General features: G+C 66.5%; 19 protein-coding genes. 8 read left to right on the forward strand and 11 right to left on the reverse strand.

What is annotated here, in order from left to right; translation table 11 throughout:
* Positions 1 to 23: 23 nt before the first annotated feature.
* Positions 24 to 851, reverse strand: coding sequence for a p-hydroxycinnamoyl CoA hydratase/lyase (locus FAZ98_RS16200; protein WP_158952333.1), 828 nt, complete (start codon positions 849 to 851; stop codon positions 24 to 26).
* Between the two features lie 143 nt (positions 852 to 994).
* Between FAZ98_RS16200 and FAZ98_RS16205 the strand changes: the two genes are divergently transcribed.
* Together FAZ98_RS16205 and FAZ98_RS16210 are read left to right on the forward strand one after the other, a co-directional pair.
* A complete protein-coding gene (locus FAZ98_RS16205; protein ID WP_158952334.1) occupies positions 995 to 1,492 on the forward strand; it encodes a MarR family winged helix-turn-helix transcriptional regulator in 498 nt (165 codons plus the stop codon).
* A 43-nt stretch (positions 1,493 to 1,535) separates the two neighbouring features.
* Positions 1,536 to 2,426 (forward strand): amidohydrolase family protein, encoded by an 891-nt coding sequence (locus FAZ98_RS16210; protein ID WP_158952335.1) that lies wholly within the window; start codon positions 1,536 to 1,538, stop codon positions 2,424 to 2,426.
* Positions 2,427 to 2,462: 36 nt separating this feature from the next.
* Here the strand turns inward: FAZ98_RS16210 and FAZ98_RS16215 are convergent, their stop codons facing one another.
* Positions 2,463 to 3,365, reverse strand: a complete 903-nt coding sequence (locus tag FAZ98_RS16215) for a helix-turn-helix transcriptional regulator (protein ID WP_158952336.1) — start codon at positions 3,363 to 3,365, stop codon at positions 2,463 to 2,465.
* A 42-nt stretch (positions 3,366 to 3,407) separates the two neighbouring features.
* A complete protein-coding gene (locus FAZ98_RS16220; protein WP_158952337.1) occupies positions 3,408 to 4,571 on the reverse strand; it encodes an ABC transporter substrate-binding protein in 1,164 nt (387 codons plus the stop codon).
* Between the two features lie 193 nt (positions 4,572 to 4,764).
* On the opposite strand from FAZ98_RS16220, the gene FAZ98_RS16225 reads away from it, so the two are divergent.
* From FAZ98_RS16225 to FAZ98_RS16245, 5 genes are all read left to right on the forward strand, one after another.
* The gene (locus FAZ98_RS16225; protein WP_158952338.1) at positions 4,765 to 5,526 is read left to right on the forward strand and encodes a crotonase/enoyl-CoA hydratase family protein; all 762 of its coding nucleotides are present in this window, start codon (positions 4,765 to 4,767) and stop codon (positions 5,524 to 5,526) included.
* Positions 5,527 to 5,591: 65 nt separating this feature from the next.
* Entirely contained in the window at positions 5,592 to 7,511 is a 1,920-nt protein-coding gene (locus tag FAZ98_RS16230; protein WP_233272782.1) for an AMP-binding protein, read from the forward strand.
* A 7-nt stretch (positions 7,512 to 7,518) separates the two neighbouring features.
* Positions 7,519 to 8,133, forward strand: a complete 615-nt coding sequence (locus FAZ98_RS16235; protein ID WP_158952339.1) for a 2-hydroxychromene-2-carboxylate isomerase — start codon at positions 7,519 to 7,521, stop codon at positions 8,131 to 8,133.
* Positions 8,134 to 8,166: 33 nt separating this feature from the next.
* Positions 8,167 to 9,111 carry a 3-hydroxyacyl-CoA dehydrogenase NAD-binding domain-containing protein gene (locus tag FAZ98_RS16240; RefSeq protein ID WP_158952340.1) on the forward strand — a complete coding sequence of 315 codons (945 nt, stop codon included), beginning with the start codon at positions 8,167 to 8,169 and terminating at the stop codon, positions 9,109 to 9,111.
* A 23-nt stretch (positions 9,112 to 9,134) separates the two neighbouring features.
* Positions 9,135 to 10,049, forward strand: coding sequence for a BKACE family enzyme (locus FAZ98_RS16245; protein ID WP_158952341.1), 915 nt, complete (start codon positions 9,135 to 9,137; stop codon positions 10,047 to 10,049).
* Between the two features lie 63 nt (positions 10,050 to 10,112).
* On the opposite strand, the gene FAZ98_RS16250 is transcribed toward FAZ98_RS16245, so the two are convergent.
* The 5 genes from FAZ98_RS16250 to FAZ98_RS16270 form a co-directional block, all read right to left on the reverse strand.
* Positions 10,113 to 10,679, reverse strand: a complete 567-nt coding sequence (locus FAZ98_RS16250) for a cysteine dioxygenase family protein (RefSeq protein WP_158952342.1) — start codon at positions 10,677 to 10,679, stop codon at positions 10,113 to 10,115.
* A complete protein-coding gene (locus FAZ98_RS16255) occupies positions 10,666 to 11,442 on the reverse strand; it encodes an enoyl-CoA hydratase/isomerase family protein (RefSeq protein ID WP_233272783.1) in 777 nt (258 codons plus the stop codon). Before FAZ98_RS16255 ends, FAZ98_RS16250 begins: the two co-directional genes overlap by 14 nt.
* Positions 11,443 to 11,450: 8 nt before the next feature.
* Positions 11,451 to 12,605: a CaiB/BaiF CoA transferase family protein gene (locus FAZ98_RS16260; protein ID WP_158952344.1), complete on the reverse strand. Its 1,155-nt coding sequence runs from the start codon at positions 12,603 to 12,605 to the stop codon at positions 11,451 to 11,453.
* A gap of 89 nt (positions 12,606 to 12,694) precedes the next feature.
* Complete coding sequence (locus FAZ98_RS16265) at positions 12,695 to 13,894, reverse strand: porin (RefSeq protein ID WP_158952345.1); 1,200 nt, start codon at positions 13,892 to 13,894, stop codon at positions 12,695 to 12,697.
* A gap of 144 nt (positions 13,895 to 14,038) precedes the next feature.
* The gene (locus tag FAZ98_RS16270; protein WP_158952346.1) at positions 14,039 to 15,376 is read right to left on the reverse strand and encodes an MFS transporter; all 1,338 of its coding nucleotides are present in this window, start codon (positions 15,374 to 15,376) and stop codon (positions 14,039 to 14,041) included.
* 372 nt (positions 15,377 to 15,748) lie between these two features.
* Between FAZ98_RS16270 and FAZ98_RS16275 the strand changes: the two genes are divergently transcribed.
* Positions 15,749 to 16,654 carry a LysR family transcriptional regulator gene (locus tag FAZ98_RS16275; RefSeq protein ID WP_158952347.1) on the forward strand — a complete coding sequence of 302 codons (906 nt, stop codon included), beginning with the start codon at positions 15,749 to 15,751 and terminating at the stop codon, positions 16,652 to 16,654.
* A 91-nt stretch (positions 16,655 to 16,745) separates the two neighbouring features.
* Here the strand turns inward: FAZ98_RS16275 and FAZ98_RS16280 are convergent, their stop codons facing one another.
* From FAZ98_RS16280 to FAZ98_RS16290, 3 genes are read right to left on the reverse strand one after another with little or no spacing between them, the layout of a single operon-like run.
* A complete protein-coding gene (locus FAZ98_RS16280; protein ID WP_158952348.1) occupies positions 16,746 to 17,093 on the reverse strand; it encodes a carboxymuconolactone decarboxylase family protein in 348 nt (115 codons plus the stop codon).
* A gap of 59 nt (positions 17,094 to 17,152) precedes the next feature.
* Positions 17,153 to 18,013 (reverse strand): sulfurtransferase, encoded by an 861-nt coding sequence (locus tag FAZ98_RS16285; protein ID WP_158952349.1) that lies wholly within the window; start codon positions 18,011 to 18,013, stop codon positions 17,153 to 17,155.
* Positions 18,013 to 19,233, reverse strand: coding sequence for a CaiB/BaiF CoA transferase family protein (locus tag FAZ98_RS16290; protein ID WP_158952350.1), 1,221 nt, complete (start codon positions 19,231 to 19,233; stop codon positions 18,013 to 18,015). Before FAZ98_RS16290 ends, FAZ98_RS16285 begins: the two co-directional genes overlap by 1 nt.
* Between the last annotated feature and the right edge of the window lies 1 nt (position 19,234).

Genomic DNA, 19,234 nt, shown 5'->3' on the forward strand with positions numbered 1-19,234 from the left:
TCCTGTTCCCGGTTACGCGGCGCTCAGCGCTTGTAGGCCTCGAGGCCCGGCTTGATGCTCTTGTCGTCGAGAAACTGCTTCAGGCCCTGCGCGCGGCCGCCTTCCTTGTCGCGATGGTTCGCCTGATCGAGCTTGGCATACAGATAGTCTTCATTCTGCTCCCACGTGAGTTCGCGGCTGCGCTTGAAGCCGTGCTTGGCGTTGCGCAGCACGACCGGATTCTTGTCGAGCAGCTTCGCGGCCAGCGCCACGGTTTCCGCGCGCAGTTGCGCGAGCGGCACGCTCTTGTTGACGAGGCCCATCTTCGCGGCCTGCGGGCCCGTGAAGGTGTCGCCGGTCATGATGTAGTACAGCGCCTCGCGGTGACCGACCGTGTCGGCCATGGCCTTGCTCACGAGATTGCCCGGCGGAATGCCCCAGTTGATCTCCGAAAGGCCGAAGGTGGCTTCGTCGGCGGCAATCGCGAGATCGCAGGCCACGAGCGGCGAGAAACCGCCGCCGAAGCACCAGCCGTTGACCATGGCGATGGTCGGCTTCGAGTACATGCGCAGCAGTTGCCACTGCCAGCGGCTCGCGTCGCGGCGAATGCGTTCCTGCACCACATCCGGGCTCGCGTCCACTTCGCGGAAATATTCCTTGAGGTCCATGCCCGCGGTCCACGCCGAGCCCTCGCCCGTCAGCACGAGCACCTGCGCTTCCGGGTCCAGCTCGACGGTTTCGAGCACGTCGATCATCTCGCGGTTGAGCGTGGGGCTCATCGCGTTGCGCTTGTCCGGACGATTCAGCGTAACCCACGCGATACCGCCTTCCACCGCGACCTTGACCGTGCTCCAGCGACCTTCGTAACTCATCTTCTGTTCTCCGTCGGTAATGCCGCACTCGCGGCTTGATCTCAATTTACTATCAGGCTACCTGATATGTAAAGTAGAATATGATCCTGTCGGTACAAACCCGGTATCGCCGCGATACCCACCTGTAAGCGCTACTGAACGCCATGACCCGTAAATCCTCGACCGCCGCCGCCAACGACACGACCGCCACGCAATCCCCCACGAGCGGCGCGCACGGTGCCCGGCCCATGCGCCTGAGCTACCTGATCGGCCAGCTCGACCGCATCGTGTCGCGTCGTCTTTCTGAAGCGCTCGCGCAGCATGGCCTCACGCTGCCGCAGTACACCGCGCTTTCCGTCCTGCGCGCGCGCGGCCGGTCGTCGAATGCGCAACTGGCCGATCGCTCGTTCATCACGCCGCAGGCCGCCAACGAAGTCGTCAAGACGATGGAAAGCCATGGCTGGGTCATGCGCGAGCCCGACCCCATGAATCGCCGCATCGTTCTGCTCTCGCTCACCGAAGCGGGCAACGCGCTGCTCGGCCAGTGCGACGAAGCCGCCGACCGCGTGGAGCGCGCCATGCTCGACGACATGGACACGGAATCGGCACACACACTGCATGCGCTGCTGCACAACTGCGCGCGCAACCTGCGCTCGGCGTAGCGGCGCGACACAGCCGCCACGCCTATAACAACCGGAGACCACGATGAACCTCGACGCACTCGTCGCCATCGACACGCACGTTCACGCCGAAGTGTCGTGCTGCCAGCCGCCCGACCTCTTCGCGAAGGAGTTCGACGAAGCCGCCGACAAGTACTTCGGCACCGTGCTCAAGCAGGGGCGCCGCCCGACCATTCCGGAAACCATCGAGCACTACCGCGAGCGCAAGATCGGCTTCGTGATGTTCACGGTCGACTGCGAGGCGAACATCGGGCGGCGCCGTATTGGCAACGAGGAGATCGCGGAGTTCGCGCAGCAAAACGCCGACATCATGATCGCGTTCGCCAGCATCGATCCGCACAAGGGCAAGTTCGGCGCGCGCGAGGCGCGGCGCTTGATCGAAGAGCACGGCGTGCGCGGCTTCAAGTTTCACCCCACGATGCAGGGCTTTTTCGCCAACGACCGGCTCGCGTATCCGCTCTACGAGGTGATCGCCGAATACGGTTTGCCCGCCGTGTTTCATAGCGGCCACTCGGGCATGGGATCCGGGATGCCGGGCGGCGGCGGCCTGCGCCTGAAGTACTCCGAACCGATTTATCTCGACGACGTGGCCGTGGATTTTCCCGCCATGCAGATCGTGATCGCGCATCCCTCGTGGCCGTGGCAGGAACAGGCGCTTTCGATCGCGCTGCACAAGCCCAACGTGTACATCGACCTCTCGGGCTGGTCGCCGAAATACTTCTCGCCGGAGCTGGTGAAGTACGCGAATACGCTGCTGCGCGAGCGCGTGCTGTTCGCCTCGGACTTTCCGCTGATCCGGCCGGACCGCTGGCTCGCCGACTTCGACACGCTCGACATCAAGCCGGAAGTCAAACCGCTGATCCTCAAGGACAATGCCGCACGGCTGCTGGGACTGGGCGCGCGCGACGCGTCGTGATGGGCGTGACGAGGCGTGCCGCTATCGAACGCGCGCTCAGCTCACGACCGGTTGCGTGGCGAGTTGCGCGACACGCGCCACCACTTCGCCGGGCGTGAGATCCGAGGTGTCGATGCTGGCGTCGGCGAGCTGGTAGAGCGACGCCCGCGCATCGAGCATCTTGTGAATGTGCTCGAGCGCTTCCTTGCGAAGCGGTGGCGTGGCGATCCGGGCGTCGTTCTGCTTCATGACGCGCTCGAAGTGCACGTCCGGCCGCGCCTTCAGCCAGACCGTGAAAAACGCGCGCAGCGCGACTTCATAGGTCGCCGACTCGGAGACGATGCCGCCGCCCGTGGCGAGCACGACACGCTCGTGCCGCTCGACGATGCGCTCGATGCACTGCCGCTCGATACGGCGCATCGCGGCCTGACCGTACACGGTAATGACCTCGCCGATCGCGATGCCCGCCACGGCCTCGATTTCCTTGTCGAGTTCGACGAACGGCGCACCCAGGCGTTCGGCAAGCAACGGACCGACCGTGGACTTGCCCGCGCCGCGCAGACCGAGCAGCGCGATCCGCTCCCGCGTGGCGGGTTCGGCGGCGGGCTGCATCATCACCTGACGCCGCAGCCGTGACAGCACTTCCGGCGACTGCTGCTTCAAGTACTCGATCAGGATCAGCAGGTCGCTGTTCTCGCCCGCCGGACTCGTGAGCAGCGCCTCGACCGGCACGTTCAGCGCACGCGCCAGCTTGTGCAGCAAGGCCAGCGACACGTTTCCGCTGCCGGCCTCGACCCGCGCGAGATACGGAATCGACACGCCCGACTGTTCGGCCAGCTGCTTGCGCGTCATGCCGCGCTGCGCGCGCAGCGTGCGTATGCGTTTGGCCAGCGCGGCGAGCAACAGCGCCTCGTCTTCGGCAGACGACTGACGGGGCGGCGCGGGCGTTCGGTCGGGCATGAGCGTGGTTCGGATCGAAAGCCGCATTTTACTCCGCGCCGCCTACTGATCGAGCAGCTTCCAGCGGCCGTCCCGGACCACGACCATCACGCGCGCCCGGCTGTCGAGCCCGTTGTGATTGGCGCTCGTCAAGTTCATCACGCCATGCGTGACGGTGAGGTTGCGCACGTTCTCCAGCGCGTCGCGCAAGGCCGCGCGAAACGGCGGCGTGCCGGGTTTCGCGGTCTTCAACGCGGCGGGCACGGCGTTCTCGAGCATCAGCATCGCGTCCCATGCGTGCGCGCCGAACGTCGACACCGTGTCCTTGCCGTACGCGGCTTCGTAACGGTCGATATAACCCAGCGCCACCGCCTTGCTCGGGTTGCTGTCCGGCAACTGCCGCGCGACCAGCACCGGGCCGGCCGGCAGCACGGTGCCTTCGAGATCCTTGCCGCCCACCCGCAGCACGTCGTTGTTGGCGATGCCATGCGTCTGGTAGATCGGCCCCGCGTAGCCGCGCTCCCGCAAGGTCTTTTCCGGCAGCACGGCGGGCGTGCCCGCGCCCGCCACGAGCATGGCGTCCGGGTGCGCACCCAGCGCCTTCAATACCTGGCCAACGACGGTGGAGTCGGTGCGCGCATAGCGTTCCACCGCGACGATCTTCACGTTCGAGGCGGCCGCGGCCTTCGTGATTTCGCGCACCCAGCCGTCGCCGTACGCGTCGCCCTGGGCGATCACGGCCAGCGTCTTGAGACCGCGCTTCTGGATGTGTTGCGCGATCGCCTCGGCCATCAGCGAATCGTGCTGCGGCGTCTTGAAGACCCACGCCTTCTGCTTGTCCATGGGTTCGACGATGCTCGACGCGCCCGCGATGCTGATGAGCGGCGTCGCGCTCTCGGCGGCGACCGTCGACATCGAAATCGAGTTCGGCGACAACGTCGAGCCGATCACCACGTCGACGTCGTCTTCGCTCACGAGCTTGCGCATGGCCTTCGTGGCCGAGGTCGCGTCGGAGGCGTCGTCGAGCACGAGGTACTCGACCCGCTGGCCCGCGATCTCCTTCGGAAACAGCGCCACCGTGTTCTTCTCGGGAATGCCGAGCGACGCGCCGGGTCCGGTCGCCGAGACCACCACGCCCACTTTCAGTTGCGCCTGCGCGCTCAGCGCCCAACTCGCGGCCAGCGTCAATGCGATGCCGATTGCCCAGCGTCCGGGACGGTGTGCCATGTGCGTCTCCTCGTGTCGTTGTGAATATATATTAAAAGATATGTTCATCGACGCCACGACGAAAGCCATGGTAAACCCATGCCAGCCGTATCAATAGTAAAAAACGCCTGGAATCACGAGGTTTTCCCTGGGTAGCCAGCGCTTCGATCGAAGCCGAGAATATTTTATAAGATATGTCCGAGGCTCGAATCGCATGCTTGATACCGACGCTCTGCAACTCACGGTCCACGAGGGCATCGCGCACCTCACGCTGAACCGGCCCGCCAAGCGCAACGCCATCAACACCGCGCAGATCGAAGCGCTGGACGCGGCGTTCCGTTCGCTCGGCGAAGACATCCACGCCGTGCTGCTCACCGGCGCGGGCGAGCACTTTTGCGCGGGTCTCGATCTCGCGGAAAACAGCGTGAATCAGCCGGTCGATGTGTTGCGCATCTCGCAGCGCTGGCACAAGGTCTTCCACGACCTCCAGTTCTCCGGCAAACCCGTCGTCGCCGTGTTGCAAGGCGGCGTGATCGGCGGCGGCCTCGAACTCGCACTGGCGGCGCACGTGCGCGTGGCGGAACGCAGCGCCTTTTTCCAGCTGCCGGAAGGCCGCCGGGGCATCTTCGTCGGCGGCGGCGCGTCGGTGCGCGTGGCGCGCATCATCGGCGCGGACCGCATGACGGAAATGATGCTCACGGGGCGCCGCTACACGGCGGAGGAAGGCTGCCGTCTCGGCCTCGCGCATTACCTCGCGGAGCCCGGCGACGGTCTGCGCCTCGCCACCGAACTCGCGCGCACGATCGCCCAGAACAGCGCGCTGTCGAACTGGGCCTGCATCCAGGCCGTTTCGCGCATTCACGACATGTCGATGCAGGATGGCCTCTTCACCGAGTCCCTGACTGCCGCGTTGCTGCAAAGCACGCCCGAGGCGCGCGAACGCATGGAAGCGTTCCTGACCGGCAAGACCCGCTAGTCCGGGCGCCCCGCCCGCATCGCAGACGCGTTCGCGCCTTGCCGCGAACCCGCACAGGAGACCCGATGGAGACGCCCTGCCCAAGCGCGGCCATGCGCTGGATCGACACGCCCGCCGACCTGCTCGCCTTCGAGCGCATGCCGGCCGCCGAAGCCGTTCCCGTGAGCACCACCGCGCAACTGCTCGCCCGCAACGCGGAGCAATTCGGCGAGCAAGACGCGCTGCTGTTCCTCGAATCGCCGGATCGTCCCGACGAGGTCCTGCGCATCTCGCATCGGCGGCTATTCGACGATGTCGCGCGCGCCGCGAGCCTGTTTCGCGCCAGCGGCGTCGAACGCGGCGACACCGTGGCGATCCTCGCGCCGCACATGCCGTCGACGCACGTGGCGATCTGGGGCGCGCAACTCGCGGGCCGCGCATTTCCCGTCAACTACCTGCTCGGCGCGGATCACATTGCCGCGTTGCTACGCGCCTCGAATGCGAAGGCCGCCGTCATTCTCGGCGCGACGCCCGAGCTGACGGTGCACGCGGCGCTGCGCGACGCCATCGCGCAGGCGGGCTGCGTCGCCCATGTTTTCGAAATCGACCCGTGTGAAAGCGCACCCGCGCCCGGTTCGTTCCAGCACCGCGTGAGCACCGCCCACGACGACGGGGCCACGCTCGCGCAGGAACTCGACGCCGAGACCGTCGCGTCCCTCTATCACACGGGCGGCACGACCGGCTTGCCGAAGCTGCTCACGCATTCGCATCGCAACGAGGTGCACACGAGCTGGTTCGCCGCGCGCTTCTACCGGTTCGGCCCAGGCGACCGCATGCTCAACGGCTTCCCGCTGTTTCACGTGGCGGGCGCCTTCGTCTATGGGCTTGCGTCGCTCGCGGCGGGCGGCTCGATCTTCATTCCCACGCTCACCGGCATGCGCAATACGCGCTTCATGAGCCGGATCTGGGAGATCGCGCAACGCCACCGCGTCACGCATCTGGGCTGTGTGCCGACCGTATTGTCGGCGTTGCTGAACGGCTCGCCCGACGCCGCGCCCGCGCGCGGCGACCCCACCGTGCGCGCGGCATTGACGGGCGGCTCGCCGCTCCCCGCCGACCTCGCCGCGCGCTTCGAACAGCGCTTCGCGATCCCGGTGCGCAATATCTTCGGCATGACCGAGTGCGTCGGCGTGGTGTCGATCGAGCCCGTGGGCGCGGCGCGTATTCCCGGCTCGGCAGGCTTGCCGCTGCCCTTGACGCGCGTGTGCGCCATTCCGCTCGAAGACGGTTGCCCCACGCGCGTGCGCCGCGTGTGCGCGCCCGGCGAAACCGGACAACTGGCGATTTCCGGGCCGCACGTGAGCCGCGGCTATCTCGACGCCGCCGCGAACGCCTCGACGTTCACGCAGGACGGCTGGCTGCTCTCGGGCGATCTCGGGCACGTCGACGCGGACGGCCGCGTGTTTCTGACCGGCCGCGCCAAGGACCTCATCATTCGCGGCGGCCACAACCTCGACCCGCGCGCGATCGAGGAAGCCGTGCTGGGTATCGACGACGTCGTGGTGTGCGCGGCCGTGGGCGAACCCGACGCCTATGCGGGCGAATTGCCGGTGGTGTTCGTCGTGCTGCGCGCGGGCTCGCCGCTCGACGCCCAGGCGCTGCACCCGCTGATTCGCGAGCGCATTCACGAGCCGCCCGCCATGCCGCGCCGGATCATCGTGCTCGAGGCGCTGCCGCTCACGGCCATCGGCAAGATCTACAAGCCGGCGCTGCGCGCGCACGCGGCGCGGGTCAAGCTGCTCGACCTGCTCGCCGCGCAGCTGCCGCCGGCGCGCTGCGACGTGCAATGCATGGAAAACAAGGGGCGTTTGCGCGCGACGGTGACACTCGACGCCAGCACGCACGACGCCGTGCCGGACCGCGTGAAGCTCGCGCTGGCCGGTCTCGACCTCGACATCGAATGGCGGGTGGGCACGCCTTTGCCTCCGCAGGCCGCCAATCCCTGAGGACTCCATGACGACCTCGCACGACATCGACTTCTATTTCGACTTCATCTCGCCGTTCGGCTATTTCGCGAGCCTGCGTATCGATGCGCTCGCCGCGCGATACGAGCGCCGCGTGCGCTGGCGCCCGGTTCTGATCGGCGTGACGGTCATGAAGATCATGGGCAGCCGCGCGCTCATCGACATTCCGCTCAAGGGCGACTACATCGTGCGCGAAGCCGAACGCCATAGGCGCCGTCACGGCCTCACGCTCGCTCGCGGCCTGCGCGAAACGCCGATGAACCCGCTGCCCGCCATGCGCGCGTTCGCGTGGCTCGGCGAAGCGTGGCCGGAGCACGCCGCGCCGTTCGCGCGCGCCTGCTTCGACGCGTACTGGCGGCTCGGCCGCGATCTGTCCGTGCCGGAAGAGATCGCGTTGGCGGCGCGATCCGCCGGACTTCCGGAGACCGTCCTCGCCGCGTTGCCGGCCGCTTGCACCGACGGCGCGCCGCTGCGCCGCCAGGTGGACGAGGCCGTGAGCCGGGGCGTGTTCGGCTCGCCGTATTTTCTGGTGGACGACGAACCCTTCTTCGGCGTGACCAGCATGGAAACACTCGAGGCGTGGCTGGCCGCGGGCGGCTGGTGAACGTCGCAACGTGAACGGATTGCAGGAGACAGCATGAATGACGCAGGCATCGAACGGGTTGCGGTGGTGGGCACCGGGGTGATCGGCATGAGTTGGGCCGCCCTGTTTCTCGCGAAGGGGCTGAGCGTGCGCGCCACCGACCCCTCGCCCGGCGCCGAGGCGCGACTTCGGGCGGCCGTCGCGCAGCACTGGCCGGCGCTGGAGCGTATCGGACTCGCGCCCGGCGCCGCGCCGGAACGGCTGCACTTCTCCGCCGATCTGGACGACGCGCTCGAAGGCGCGCAATTCGTGCAGGAAAACGGCCCTGAGCGCGAAGATTTCAAGCGCGAGCTGTTCGCGCGCATCGACGCACGGCTGCCGCCGGTGGTCGTGATCGCGTCGAGTTCCTCGGGACTCGTGATGAGCCGCGTGCAGACGTCGTGCGCGCACCCGGAGCGCGTCGTGCTCGGTCATCCGTTCAATCCGCCGCATCTCATTCCGCTCGTCGAGGTCATCGGCGGCGAACGCACTTCGGCGCAGACCATCGAGCGCGCCATGGCCTTTTATCGTGCGATCGGCAAGCGGCCCATTCACGGTCGCAAGGAACTCAAAGGCCATATCGCGAACCGGCTACAGGCCGCGTTGTGGCGCGAGGCCATGCATCTGGTCGCCATTGGCGCGGCGAGCGTGGCCGATGTCGACGACGCCATCGCCTATGGCCCCGGCTTGCGCTGGGCGGCCTGCGGACCGTTCGCGAATCTGCATCTGTCCGGCGGCGATGGCGGCATCGCGCACGTACTCGACCATCTGGGCGGCCCGATCGAAAGCTGGTGGGACGATCTCGGCACGCCACGCATGACGGACGACCTCAAACGCCGGATCGCCGAGGGCATGCGCGAAGCGCTGGCCTCCAGGTCCAGCGACGCACTGGCCGAACACCGCGACGCGGTCGTGCTCGGCCTGCTCGCGCTGCGCGACGACGCGCACGGCGCGAACTGACACCCCCAACAAGGAGACACGCAATGGACAAACCGAAGGTGATCGTCACGATCGCGCCCACGGGCGGCATGGCACACAAGTCGCAGAATCCCGCGCTGCCCACGCAGCCCGACGAGATCGCCCGCGACGTCTACGACTGTTACAACGCGGGCGCGAGCGTGGTGGCCGTGCATGCGCGCCGTCCGGACGACGGCGCGACGTGCGACGCCGCGATCTACCGCGACATCAATCGCCGCATTCGCGACCAATGCGACATCGTCATCAACAACTCGACCGGCGGCGGCGTGCACGGCGACATGATCGGCGAAGCGGCGAACGGCTACTGGGAAATTCTGTGGGAAGAACGGCTCAAAGGCATGGATGCGGGCGCCGAAATGTGCACGCTAGACGCGACCACCATCATCGCGACCTTCGGCGGCAAGGAGCTGCTGATGCACACCTCGCCGGAGCGCTGCAAGCAGCTGGCGCTGGAAATGAAGAAGCGCGGCATCAAGCCGGAGTGGGAAGTGTTCAGTCCCACGCACATCGTGCAGGACGTCGCCACGCTGACCGCCGCCGGTTTCGACGACGAACCGTTCTTCGTCAACATCGTGCTCGGCGTGCATCGCGGCTTCCAGAACGCCATGCCCTATTCGCCGCGCGTCCTGCAGTCGATGGTCGACATGCTGCCCAAGGGAAGTATTTTTTGCGTGAGCGGCATCGGCCCGGCGCAGTTGCCTTCCGCGATGAATTCGCTGCTGCTCGGCGGGCACGTGCGCACCGGCCTCGAAGACAATCTCTACTACGCGCAGGGCGAACTCGCGACCAACGTGCAACTCACGGAGCGCCTCGTGAGGCTCGTGCGCGACATGGGATGCGAACCGGCGACGCCCGCCGAAGCGCGGCAGATCATGGGCTTGCCGAGAGCGGGCGAAGTCCGGCCGGAATTCGCCGTGTGAGAGCCCGGGGAACGGTGTGCGCCAGTGCGTGATCGGCACGCATGGCGCCGCCGTTCGCCTCGCTCATTGCAATGGCGAATAGCCCGAGACGAACGGCTTCGTGGTGCCATCCGGCGCGTACACGTGCCGCGCGATACGGCCGATATCGCCGCCATACGCATGAATGCTGATGGAGACGCGATCGCCAAACGCATTCCTCACCGCGTGGATATCGCCCACCGAAGGCGACACGCAGGTCACCTCGCCGGGTTCGAGCCGATGCGCGGCGCCGCGCGCGGTCAGGCGGCGGTCGCGACCGGGCGCGTAGTGCTGGCCGATTTCCGCGCCGCGCAACATGCCGATCACCCCCCACACGGTGTGGTCGTGAACAGGCGTGGCCTGGCCCGGTCCCCACACGAAGCTCACCACGCTGAAGCGCGCGCGTGGATCGGCATGCAGCAGATACTGCCGGTAGCGATGCGGGTCGGGCTGCGCGAACGGCGCGTCGAGCCAGTCGTCGACGGAAACCAGCGTACCCATGTGCCGCGCGACGGCCGCCAGCAAAACCGCTTCGTCGTTGCCGGGCCGGTCGAGTTCCGCAGTCACGGCCTGAACGAAGGCGTTCAGGCGTCCGCCCTCATGAGACGTCATGGCGGCTCCCCGCCGCGTGAGCGGCCTCGTGCGTGGCAGAGGCTGGCCGCGGCGGCGCGGTCGTCGCCCGATAGGCGGCGATGCGTTCGCGCAGGCCCGGTTCCGCGGCGGACCGCACGAGCATGGCGAGATCGGCGTCCGCTCGCTCGTCGCAGAGCGCTTCGTCGAGCAGCCGTCGCGTGCGCGGTGCGAGCGTCGCGACGCGCGCGACCCGCGCGTCGATCGTTTCGAGCAGGCGCGGCGCAGGCTCGCCGCGCTCCGCGAAGCCGTGCTCGACCGCCCAGTCCACATCGAATGGCGCGGACGTTTCGAGCATCGCACGCGCCACGTCGCGCCCCACGATGCGCGCGAACCGCGCGGTGCCCAGCACGATGCCGAACCGCAAGCCGGGCATCTGGAACGTCGTGCCGGGCGCGGCGATACGCACGCGGCACGCCGCGAACAGGTCCACGCCCGCGCCGAAATTGCGGCCGTGCGCGACCGCCACCGTCGCGCAGGGCGACGTCGCGATCCGGTTGAGCAGCATCTCGATGCGGACGAAGCGCAGCAGCAGATCGCCGTCCGACTGGGTGGCGGCTTCGCTCATGTCGAAGCCCGCGCTGAAGCAATGGCCGTGGCCGCGCAAGACGACAACGGGCACGGCCTCGCGCGCGGCCGTGTCGAACGCGTCGAGCAGCGCTTCGACCAGTTCCGCCGACAACGCATTGCGCTTGCCGGGACGATCGAGCACGAGCGTCCAGTGCGTGGCATACCGTTCGATCATGAGAGGCGTCATGCGGGCGTACTCGCGTCGAGGGCCTGAAACACGGCGGCAGTGTGCTCGCCGAGCGCCGGCGGGCGCGCACGGATCACCGCCGCCTCGCCCATGAAGCGCACGGGCGAGACGAAGGTGCGCGTCGTCACGCCGTTGGGCAACTCGACTGGCTGAACCCACGCCATGTGAGCCACCTGCTCGTCGGCGAGCACCTCGGAATACGTGTTGATCGGCGCGCACGGCACGCCCGCGGCGCGAAAGCGCGCGAGCCAGACGCTCGCGTCGTCGGCCTCGAAAATCGACTCCAGGATCTCGCGCAGTGCGTCTTGATGGCGCGCACGTAGCGTGGGATTCGCGAAGCGCGGGTCGTTGCCGAGCGCGGGCCGTCCCACCGTTTCGCAAACAGCCCGCCACAGCGCGTCGTTGCCCGCCGCCATGCCGAACCAGGTGTCGCGGGCCCGGAATGCCTGGTACGGCGCATTGCGCGGATGCGCCGAGCCGAGCTTCTGCGGATCGCGACCCGTGCCGAAATATTCGGAAGTTTGCAGCGCGGCGATGGCGAGCGTGGCGCCGAGCATCGGCACGTCGATATGCGTGCCCCGGCCGCTTTGCTCCGCCGCGCGCAACGCCGCCGCGACCGAGAATGCCCCATAGAGACCCGCGGTGAAGTCGGCGAGCGGCACGCCGCATTTGACCGGCGCGCCGCCCGGCTCGCCGGTCACGCTCATGACACCGCTCATCGCCTGCACGGTGAGGTCGAAGCCGCCCTCCTGCGCGCGCGGCCCCGTTTGCCCGTAGGCCGAGATCGAGCAGTAGACGATGCGCGGCGCGAGCGCGGCCACATCCTCGTAGCTGAGGCCGAGCCGCGCCATCACGCCCGGGCGATTGTTTTCGAGCAGCACGTGCGCGCTCGCGATCAGTTGACGCGCCTTCTCCAGGTCGTCCGCCCGTTTCAGGTCGAGGGTCACCGAGCGCTTGTTGCGGTTGAGCGCCGCGAAATTTTCGCTGTAGCCCTCGCTGAGCGGCGGCCAGGCGCGCAACGTATCGCCACCGGCAGGATGCTCCACCTTGATGACGTCCGCGCCCATGTCGGCGAGCAACATGCCGCAATACGGGCCCGCCGCGACGTTGCAGAACTCGACCACGCGAATGCCTTCCAGCGGCAAGTTCATGGGTTACCCCACTCGACGTTCATAGGAATCCTTATGATAGGGAAAAGACGATGCCTGCCCGAAAGACGATGCTGCGAGATTTACCGCGCTTAGAAACGGTGCCGCAAGCCCACGGTCACGGCGATCTGCGTCGAGTTGGAGGACGGCGCGTCGAGCGTGATCTGCGCGACGTTATGCGACCCGCTGGCGATTTCATAGGCCGCGGCGAAATACACGTCGGTGCGTTTCGAAAAGAGGTAGTCGTTGCCCACCCCGAACTGCCACCAATGCAGCGGCGTCGTCCCCGCGCCGGTGCGCAGTTCGGCGTTCGAGTATTTCGCCATCACGCCCAGCGTGTCCGCCACCGAGAGGTCGTAGCTGGAGCTGAGTTCGAACGAGTTGATGTCGAAGCGTCCCGCCGACGTGTTGAAGCCTGGCGTCTTCGCGCCCGCGATCGTCATGCCGCCGATCCACGTGCGTGACGCCACCGCGCCGAACGCCAGCGCGCCCGGTTTGTACAGGAAGCCACCCGCGAGCACCTGCTGCTTGCCGATGGCCACCGTCGCACTGGACGACGCGCCCGAGGCGTTGCTGTCCAGTTGCTTGAACCACAGCGGAAACGCGCCGGGGTAATCGCCATAGGTCGCGCCCGACGTATTGGAAGCCGCATTCGGCGCGCTCAGGTTCGCATACCCGATGGCCGCGCGCAGGCCGCCGTGCTGGTACTTCAGCGCGGCGCCGAACTCGCGGTTGTTGGCGAAACCCTGCCCGGCCTCCGAGGCGGCCTGATTGCTGAACGCGTATTGCACGCTATAGGTCAAACCGTAGTAGTCCGGACTTTCGTAAGTCACGGCGTTATTGAAACGCACCGAGCCGCCGAGCATGTTCAGGTCGAACGGATCGGTCATCAGCGAAGTGCCCCAGCGAATGCCCGCCGAGAGATAGCCCACGTAGAGTTCGTACGGGCTGTACTGGCGGCCCAGCGTGAGGCGCCCGAGCGACTTGCCGGACACCCCCACGTACGCCTGCCGCCCGAACAGACGGCTGCCCTGCTGCAAGGCGCCGGTTGGCCCGGAAAAGCCGTTCTCGAGCACGAACAGCGCCTGATAGCCGCCGCCCAGATCCTCCTCCCCGCGCAAGCCGAAGCGGCTTCCCGAGAGCTTGCCCGAGGTCATTTCCCAGTTTGAGGCGCCGTGCTGGTTGTTCACGTACATCAAGCCGGTATCGACGATGCCATACAGCGTGACGGAGCTTTGCGCGAAGGCGCAGTTCATGCCGAATACCGCGGTTCCGGCGAGTGCGGCGGACACGGCTGTCCGGAGCGGAGCCGGTCCGCTCTTCAAAAGATTTTTCATGATGGCGATGAGTAAAGACGGGTAATCGTGAGTCCGGCGAACGCGTGATCCGGACCTCGGAATGCGGGGTTATCGGCGAAAGCAGCGCGCCGCTCGTGCCTAGCGCAGCCGCGAGTCCTTGCCGAAGATGCCGGCGGGAATCAGGAAGATCACGAAACAGGCGGCCACGAGCAGCAAGGCCGCCACCAGCATCAAGGCAAGCGCGAAGCTGCCGGTGGACTGTTTGACATGACCGATGACGATGGGCGCGAGAAAGCCGCCCACCTGGCCCATCGCACTGACGAGCGCCAGACCGCCCGCCGCCGCCGAGCCCGAGAGAAACGCGGTCGGGATCGTGAAGAACAGCGCGGCAATACAGAGGTAACCGATATTGATGGCCGCGAGCGTGATGAGCGCGCCATAGAGATCGTGATGGATCTGCGAGAGATAAACCACGGCGCAGGCCGTCACCAGCGCGCTGATGGCCCAATGCCAGCGGCGCTCCATGCGCTTGTCGGAACTGCGGCAGACGATCAGCATGCCGATGGCGCCTGCAATCGACGGAATGGCCAGCAACAGCCCGATATTGAGGATCGTGCCGCCGCCCAGTTGCTTCAGCATGAGCGGCCCCCAATAGTTGAGCACGCTGCCGACCCATGCCACCGGAAAATAGGCGAGCGCGACGATATACAGCTTCGGCGACTTCAACGCGGCGCCGAAATGGTGCGTTTTGTCCGAATAGCCTTTCGCCTTCTGTTCGGCGTCGAGCAGTCCGGTCACGAGCGCTTTTTCGTCCGCGCTGAGCCAGCGCGCCTGGGCCGGCGAGTCGGTCAGGAAGAAGAACATCGCCACGCCCACCACTACGGGCAGAATGCCTTCGATGAGAAACAGCCACTGCCAGTCGCGCAGCCCCGCGACGTCATTGAACGTATGCATGATCCAGCCCGACAAGGGGCTGCCGAACATGCCCGCCGCGGGCACCGCGAGCGAAAACAGCGCAATGGCGCGCGCACGTTTGTTGGCCGGATACCAGTAGGTCAGGATCAGCATCGCGCCCGGGAAGAAGCCGGCTTCGGCCGCGCCCAGCGCGAGTCGCGCGATAAAGAACTGGGTAGGCGTGTGCGCGAACATCGTCGAGGAGGAAATGAGTCCCCACAGGATCATGATGCGCGAAATGGTCTTGCGGGCGCCCACGCGCGTGAGCAGCAGATTGCTGGGCACTTCGAACAGCGTGTAGCTCACGAAGAACAGGCCCACGCCCAGACCATAGGCGGCATCGGTGAGACCAATATCGCCGCGCATGTGAATATAGGCGAAACCCACATTGATGCGATCGATGAACGCCAGCATGAAACAGATCGCCAGCGGCAAGAGAATTCTCAGGTGCACTTTGGCGTAGGTCGACTTCTCGACCGACACGCCAACCGGGTCGTATACGTCGCTCGCAGTAGGTTGCATTCCTTCACTCCTCGACTCTGCAATGATTGACGGCATCGTCACGCGCGGGGTTTCCCTTGCAACGTGGCGATGCGAAAGGGACCAACGAGGGGACCGACGAGCAGCGTTCAGAGATCGGGAAGCGGAATGGGCACGCCTGCGCGGCAGCGTGCGCCACGGCGCAAAGCGGCCATGGCTTTTAATGGGGGCGAGAGGCGAAAAGCGGTAGTGGACGTCATCGTGTTTGTCTCCGTGTCCGGCGCGTTGTGAGAGATTTATCGCCCTGTGGGCTAGCCGGTGGAGTCACTGTAGTGCGGCCAACCCTTATATACAATCAAGGAATATTTGGACATTCTTTCGCATCAGGTTAACAATGCCTCGCCGTACCCTGCCATGCGATTGACCAACCTTCGGCTGCTGCGTGTGTTCGATGCCGTCGCGCGCCTGAGCAGCTTCGTGGAAGCTTCGAAGGCGTTGCACATGACGCCGGCAGCCGTCAGCCTCGCCATCCGCGACCTGGAATCCTCACTCGACTTTCGCGTGTTCGAACGCACGACGCGCCATGTCCGCTTGACGGAAGCGGGCCGCAAGTTCTTCGTATGCGTGGAACGCGTCTTGACGGAAATTCGCGCCACCGAGAGTTGCGCGGCGTCGCTGCGGGCGGGCAATAACTTCGATACGGTGCGCGTGGCGACCACGCCGGCCGTCATCTCGTCGCTGCTCGGCGTGGTGCTCGAACGCGCGCCCGTGCTGTGGCCCAACGTGCGGATCACCTGCGTGGAAGTGCCGTCGCATCAGCTGGTCGAAGCCATCGACCTGCGGGCGGCCGACATCACCATCGGCGTGCGCCTGCCCAACGACGATTTCCACGAGAGCCAACCGCTCTTCGTGTCGCGCTGGGTCGCGCTGGTGCCTCGCACGCATGCGCTCGCGGGCCATCGCTCGCTGACATGGCGGCAGATCCAGAACGTCTCGCTCATCATCATCAACGAGTCGTCGCGGCTGCGCATTCAGTCCGCGCTGCCCGCGGATCTGGTGCTCGAAAACGTGCATTCGGTGAGTACCGCGATGTTCGCGGTCGCGAGCGCGGCCAACGGCGGCGGCATTGTCGTCGTGCCCGGTTATGTCAGTCCGTTGGCACTGCTACACAACCTCGACGTGGTGCCGATCACCGAACCCGACATTCCGCATCTGCTCGAAATTGGCGTGTCCCGGCAGCCGAAACCCGACCCGCACATTCTGCAGATCCGCGATTTTCTCGTCGAGCAGGTGCAGGAAACCTATAAGGATCTGGCGTGAGGTTCAAAGCGCTTTAACGCGCTTGCACGGGCGCCGCATACGCGTTTCCCCGGCCGCCGTGAAGCGCGCCGGGGAAACGTGGGCAAGGCAATCAGGCTTGCTGGAAGGTCTTGAGCGCGTCCATCGCCTTGAGCGAGTAGACATACGCCGCGCCCGCGTTCAGGGCGATGGCCGTCGACATCGCTTCCGCGAGTTCGGCCTCGGTCACGCCCGCCGCCTTGGCGGCCTGAGCATGCGAGGCGATGCAGCCTTCGCAACGCGTGGTGACCGCCACGGCGAGCGCGATCAACTCTCGCGTTTTCGCGTCGAGCGTACCGGTGCCGCCCTGCGCCTCGTTCAACCCGCGAAAGCCGCTCATCAGCTTCGGGTGGTGTTCGAGCAGCGTGGCCGAAGCCGTCCGGTTCTTCTTCAGCACTTCGACCCAGTTATTCAGAAACATCGTCTATCTCCTCGTTGATCAAGCATGAGGCGCAAGCGCGCCGGAATTCATCGAGCGAATCAAGCGCCCGTCGCCGTCGGACGATGCGGGTCGCTGGCCCACTCGCTCCACGAACCGGGATACAGGCGCGCGCCTCCCAGCCCCGCCGCTTCCAGAGCCAGCAGGTTGTGGCAGGCCGTGACGCCCGAGCCGCATTGCGCGACGACCTCGTTCGCCGGGCGTGCACCGAGTAGCGTTCGCCACTCGTCCGACAGTTGCGCCGCGGATTTGAAGCCGCCCGTGGCCGCGAGATTGTCCGTGTAGGGCCGATTGAGCGCGCCCGGAATATGTCCGGCTCGCGCGTCGATCGGCTCCACCACGCCTCGATAGCGTTCTGCGCCCCGCGCGTCGACGACCAGCGCCTCGCCGGTTTGCAGATTGCGCAGCACGAAGCCGGCGTCGACCCACATCGCGGCGGCCGGTGCGCTGGCTTCGTAGCGCGTCGCATCGTATCGGGGCGCGTCGGCGGCCACCTCGCCGCCCTGCTCGACCCACGCCTGCCAGCCGCCGTCGAGCACACACACGTCGGCATGACCGAGCCAGCGCAGCAGCCACCACAATCGCGCCGCGTACATGCCGCCCGAACGGTCGTAGGCAACGACCGCATCGTGCCGCCCGATACCTTGCCGGCCGAGCCACGCGGCGAACGCCGCGGGCTCGGGCAACGGATGCCGCCCGTTGGTTCCCGTCTTCGCGCCCGAGAGATCGTGGTCGAGATGCGCGTGGACCGCGCCCGGCACGTGACCCGCGCGAAACTCGGCCGAACCGGCTTCGGGGCGCGCGAGGTCGTGACTGCAATCGATCACGCGGCAGCGCGCGAGCCGGTCGCGCAGCGTGCGCGCGTCGATGAGCGTGGACGCGGCGAATGCGGATGCCGCCATCAGATCACTCCCGCCTCGGCCAGTTCGCGCAGTTGCTCGGCGGGGATCGCCAGCTCGGACGCGAGCACGCTCGCGGTGTGCGCGCCGAGGCCGGGCGGCGGCCGATGCTCGACGGGCGTATGCGAGAAACGAAACGGACTGCGTACGACCGGAATCTTGCCGAGTTCGGGGTGCTCGACTTCGGCGCGCAAACCGCGATGCACGACCTGCGGATGATCGTAGGCCTCGGCGATCGTGTTGACCGGCCCGCAGGGCACGCCCATGTCGCTCAGCCATGCGGTCACGTCGTGGCGCTTGAGGCCCGAGGTCACGGCCGTGATTTCCCGATCGAGTTCGAGCACGTGTTCGAGTCGCGCGCCGTTGGATGCGAAGCGCGGATCGCTCAACCAGGTTTCGCGCTTGAGCGCCTTGCAGAGCTTCTCCCATTGGCCGTCGTTGCCGATCTGGATCAGCAGCGGGCCATCGGCGCACTGATAGCAGTTCGACGGCGCAAACAGCCGGCTGCCATTGCCGATACGCGCGGCGACCTGCCCCGTCAGCAGGAAATTCTGCGAGAGATAGCTCGTTGCCGACATCGCGACGTCGAGCAACGCCACGTCGATGCATTGCCCCTCGCCGGTGCGCTGCTGATGGTAGAGCGCGGCCAGCACCGAAGACGTGGAGATCATGCCGGTCATCACGTCGATCAGCGGTACCATGGAGCGCAGCGGTCCGGCGCCGGGCTGGCCCTCGGGCAGACCGCAGGTGCTCATGATGCCGGACACGCCTTGCAGGATCGGGTCGTAACCGGGATAACGCGCCATCGGCCCGTCCTGGCCATAGCCCGTGATCGAGCAATAGACGATACGCGGGTTGATCGCCCTGACCGCTTCGTAGTCGAGCCCATAGCGCTTCAGGTCGCCCACCTTGAAGTTCTCGACGAACACGTCGCACTGCGCCGCCAGTTCGAGCACGAGCCGCCGCCCCGCGTCCTGGGTGAAGTCGATGGTGAGCGACTGCTTGCCGCGATTGACGCTGACATAAGCGGGCGTATAAGTGGTCCGGTTCCCTTCGGTATCCTTAAGAAATGGCGGGGACTGACGCATTTCGTCGCCGTTGCCGGGCCGTTCGATCTTGAAGACCCGGGCGCCCATGTCGGCCAGCGCCTGCGTGCACCAGGGTCCCGCCAGCACGCGCGTGAGATCGAGAATCTTCACGCCCTCGAGAATCGAGTGTTTCATA

It is taken from the genome of Paraburkholderia acidisoli, assembly GCF_009789675.1.
Taxonomy (GTDB): domain Bacteria; phylum Pseudomonadota; class Gammaproteobacteria; order Burkholderiales; family Burkholderiaceae; genus Paraburkholderia; species Paraburkholderia acidisoli.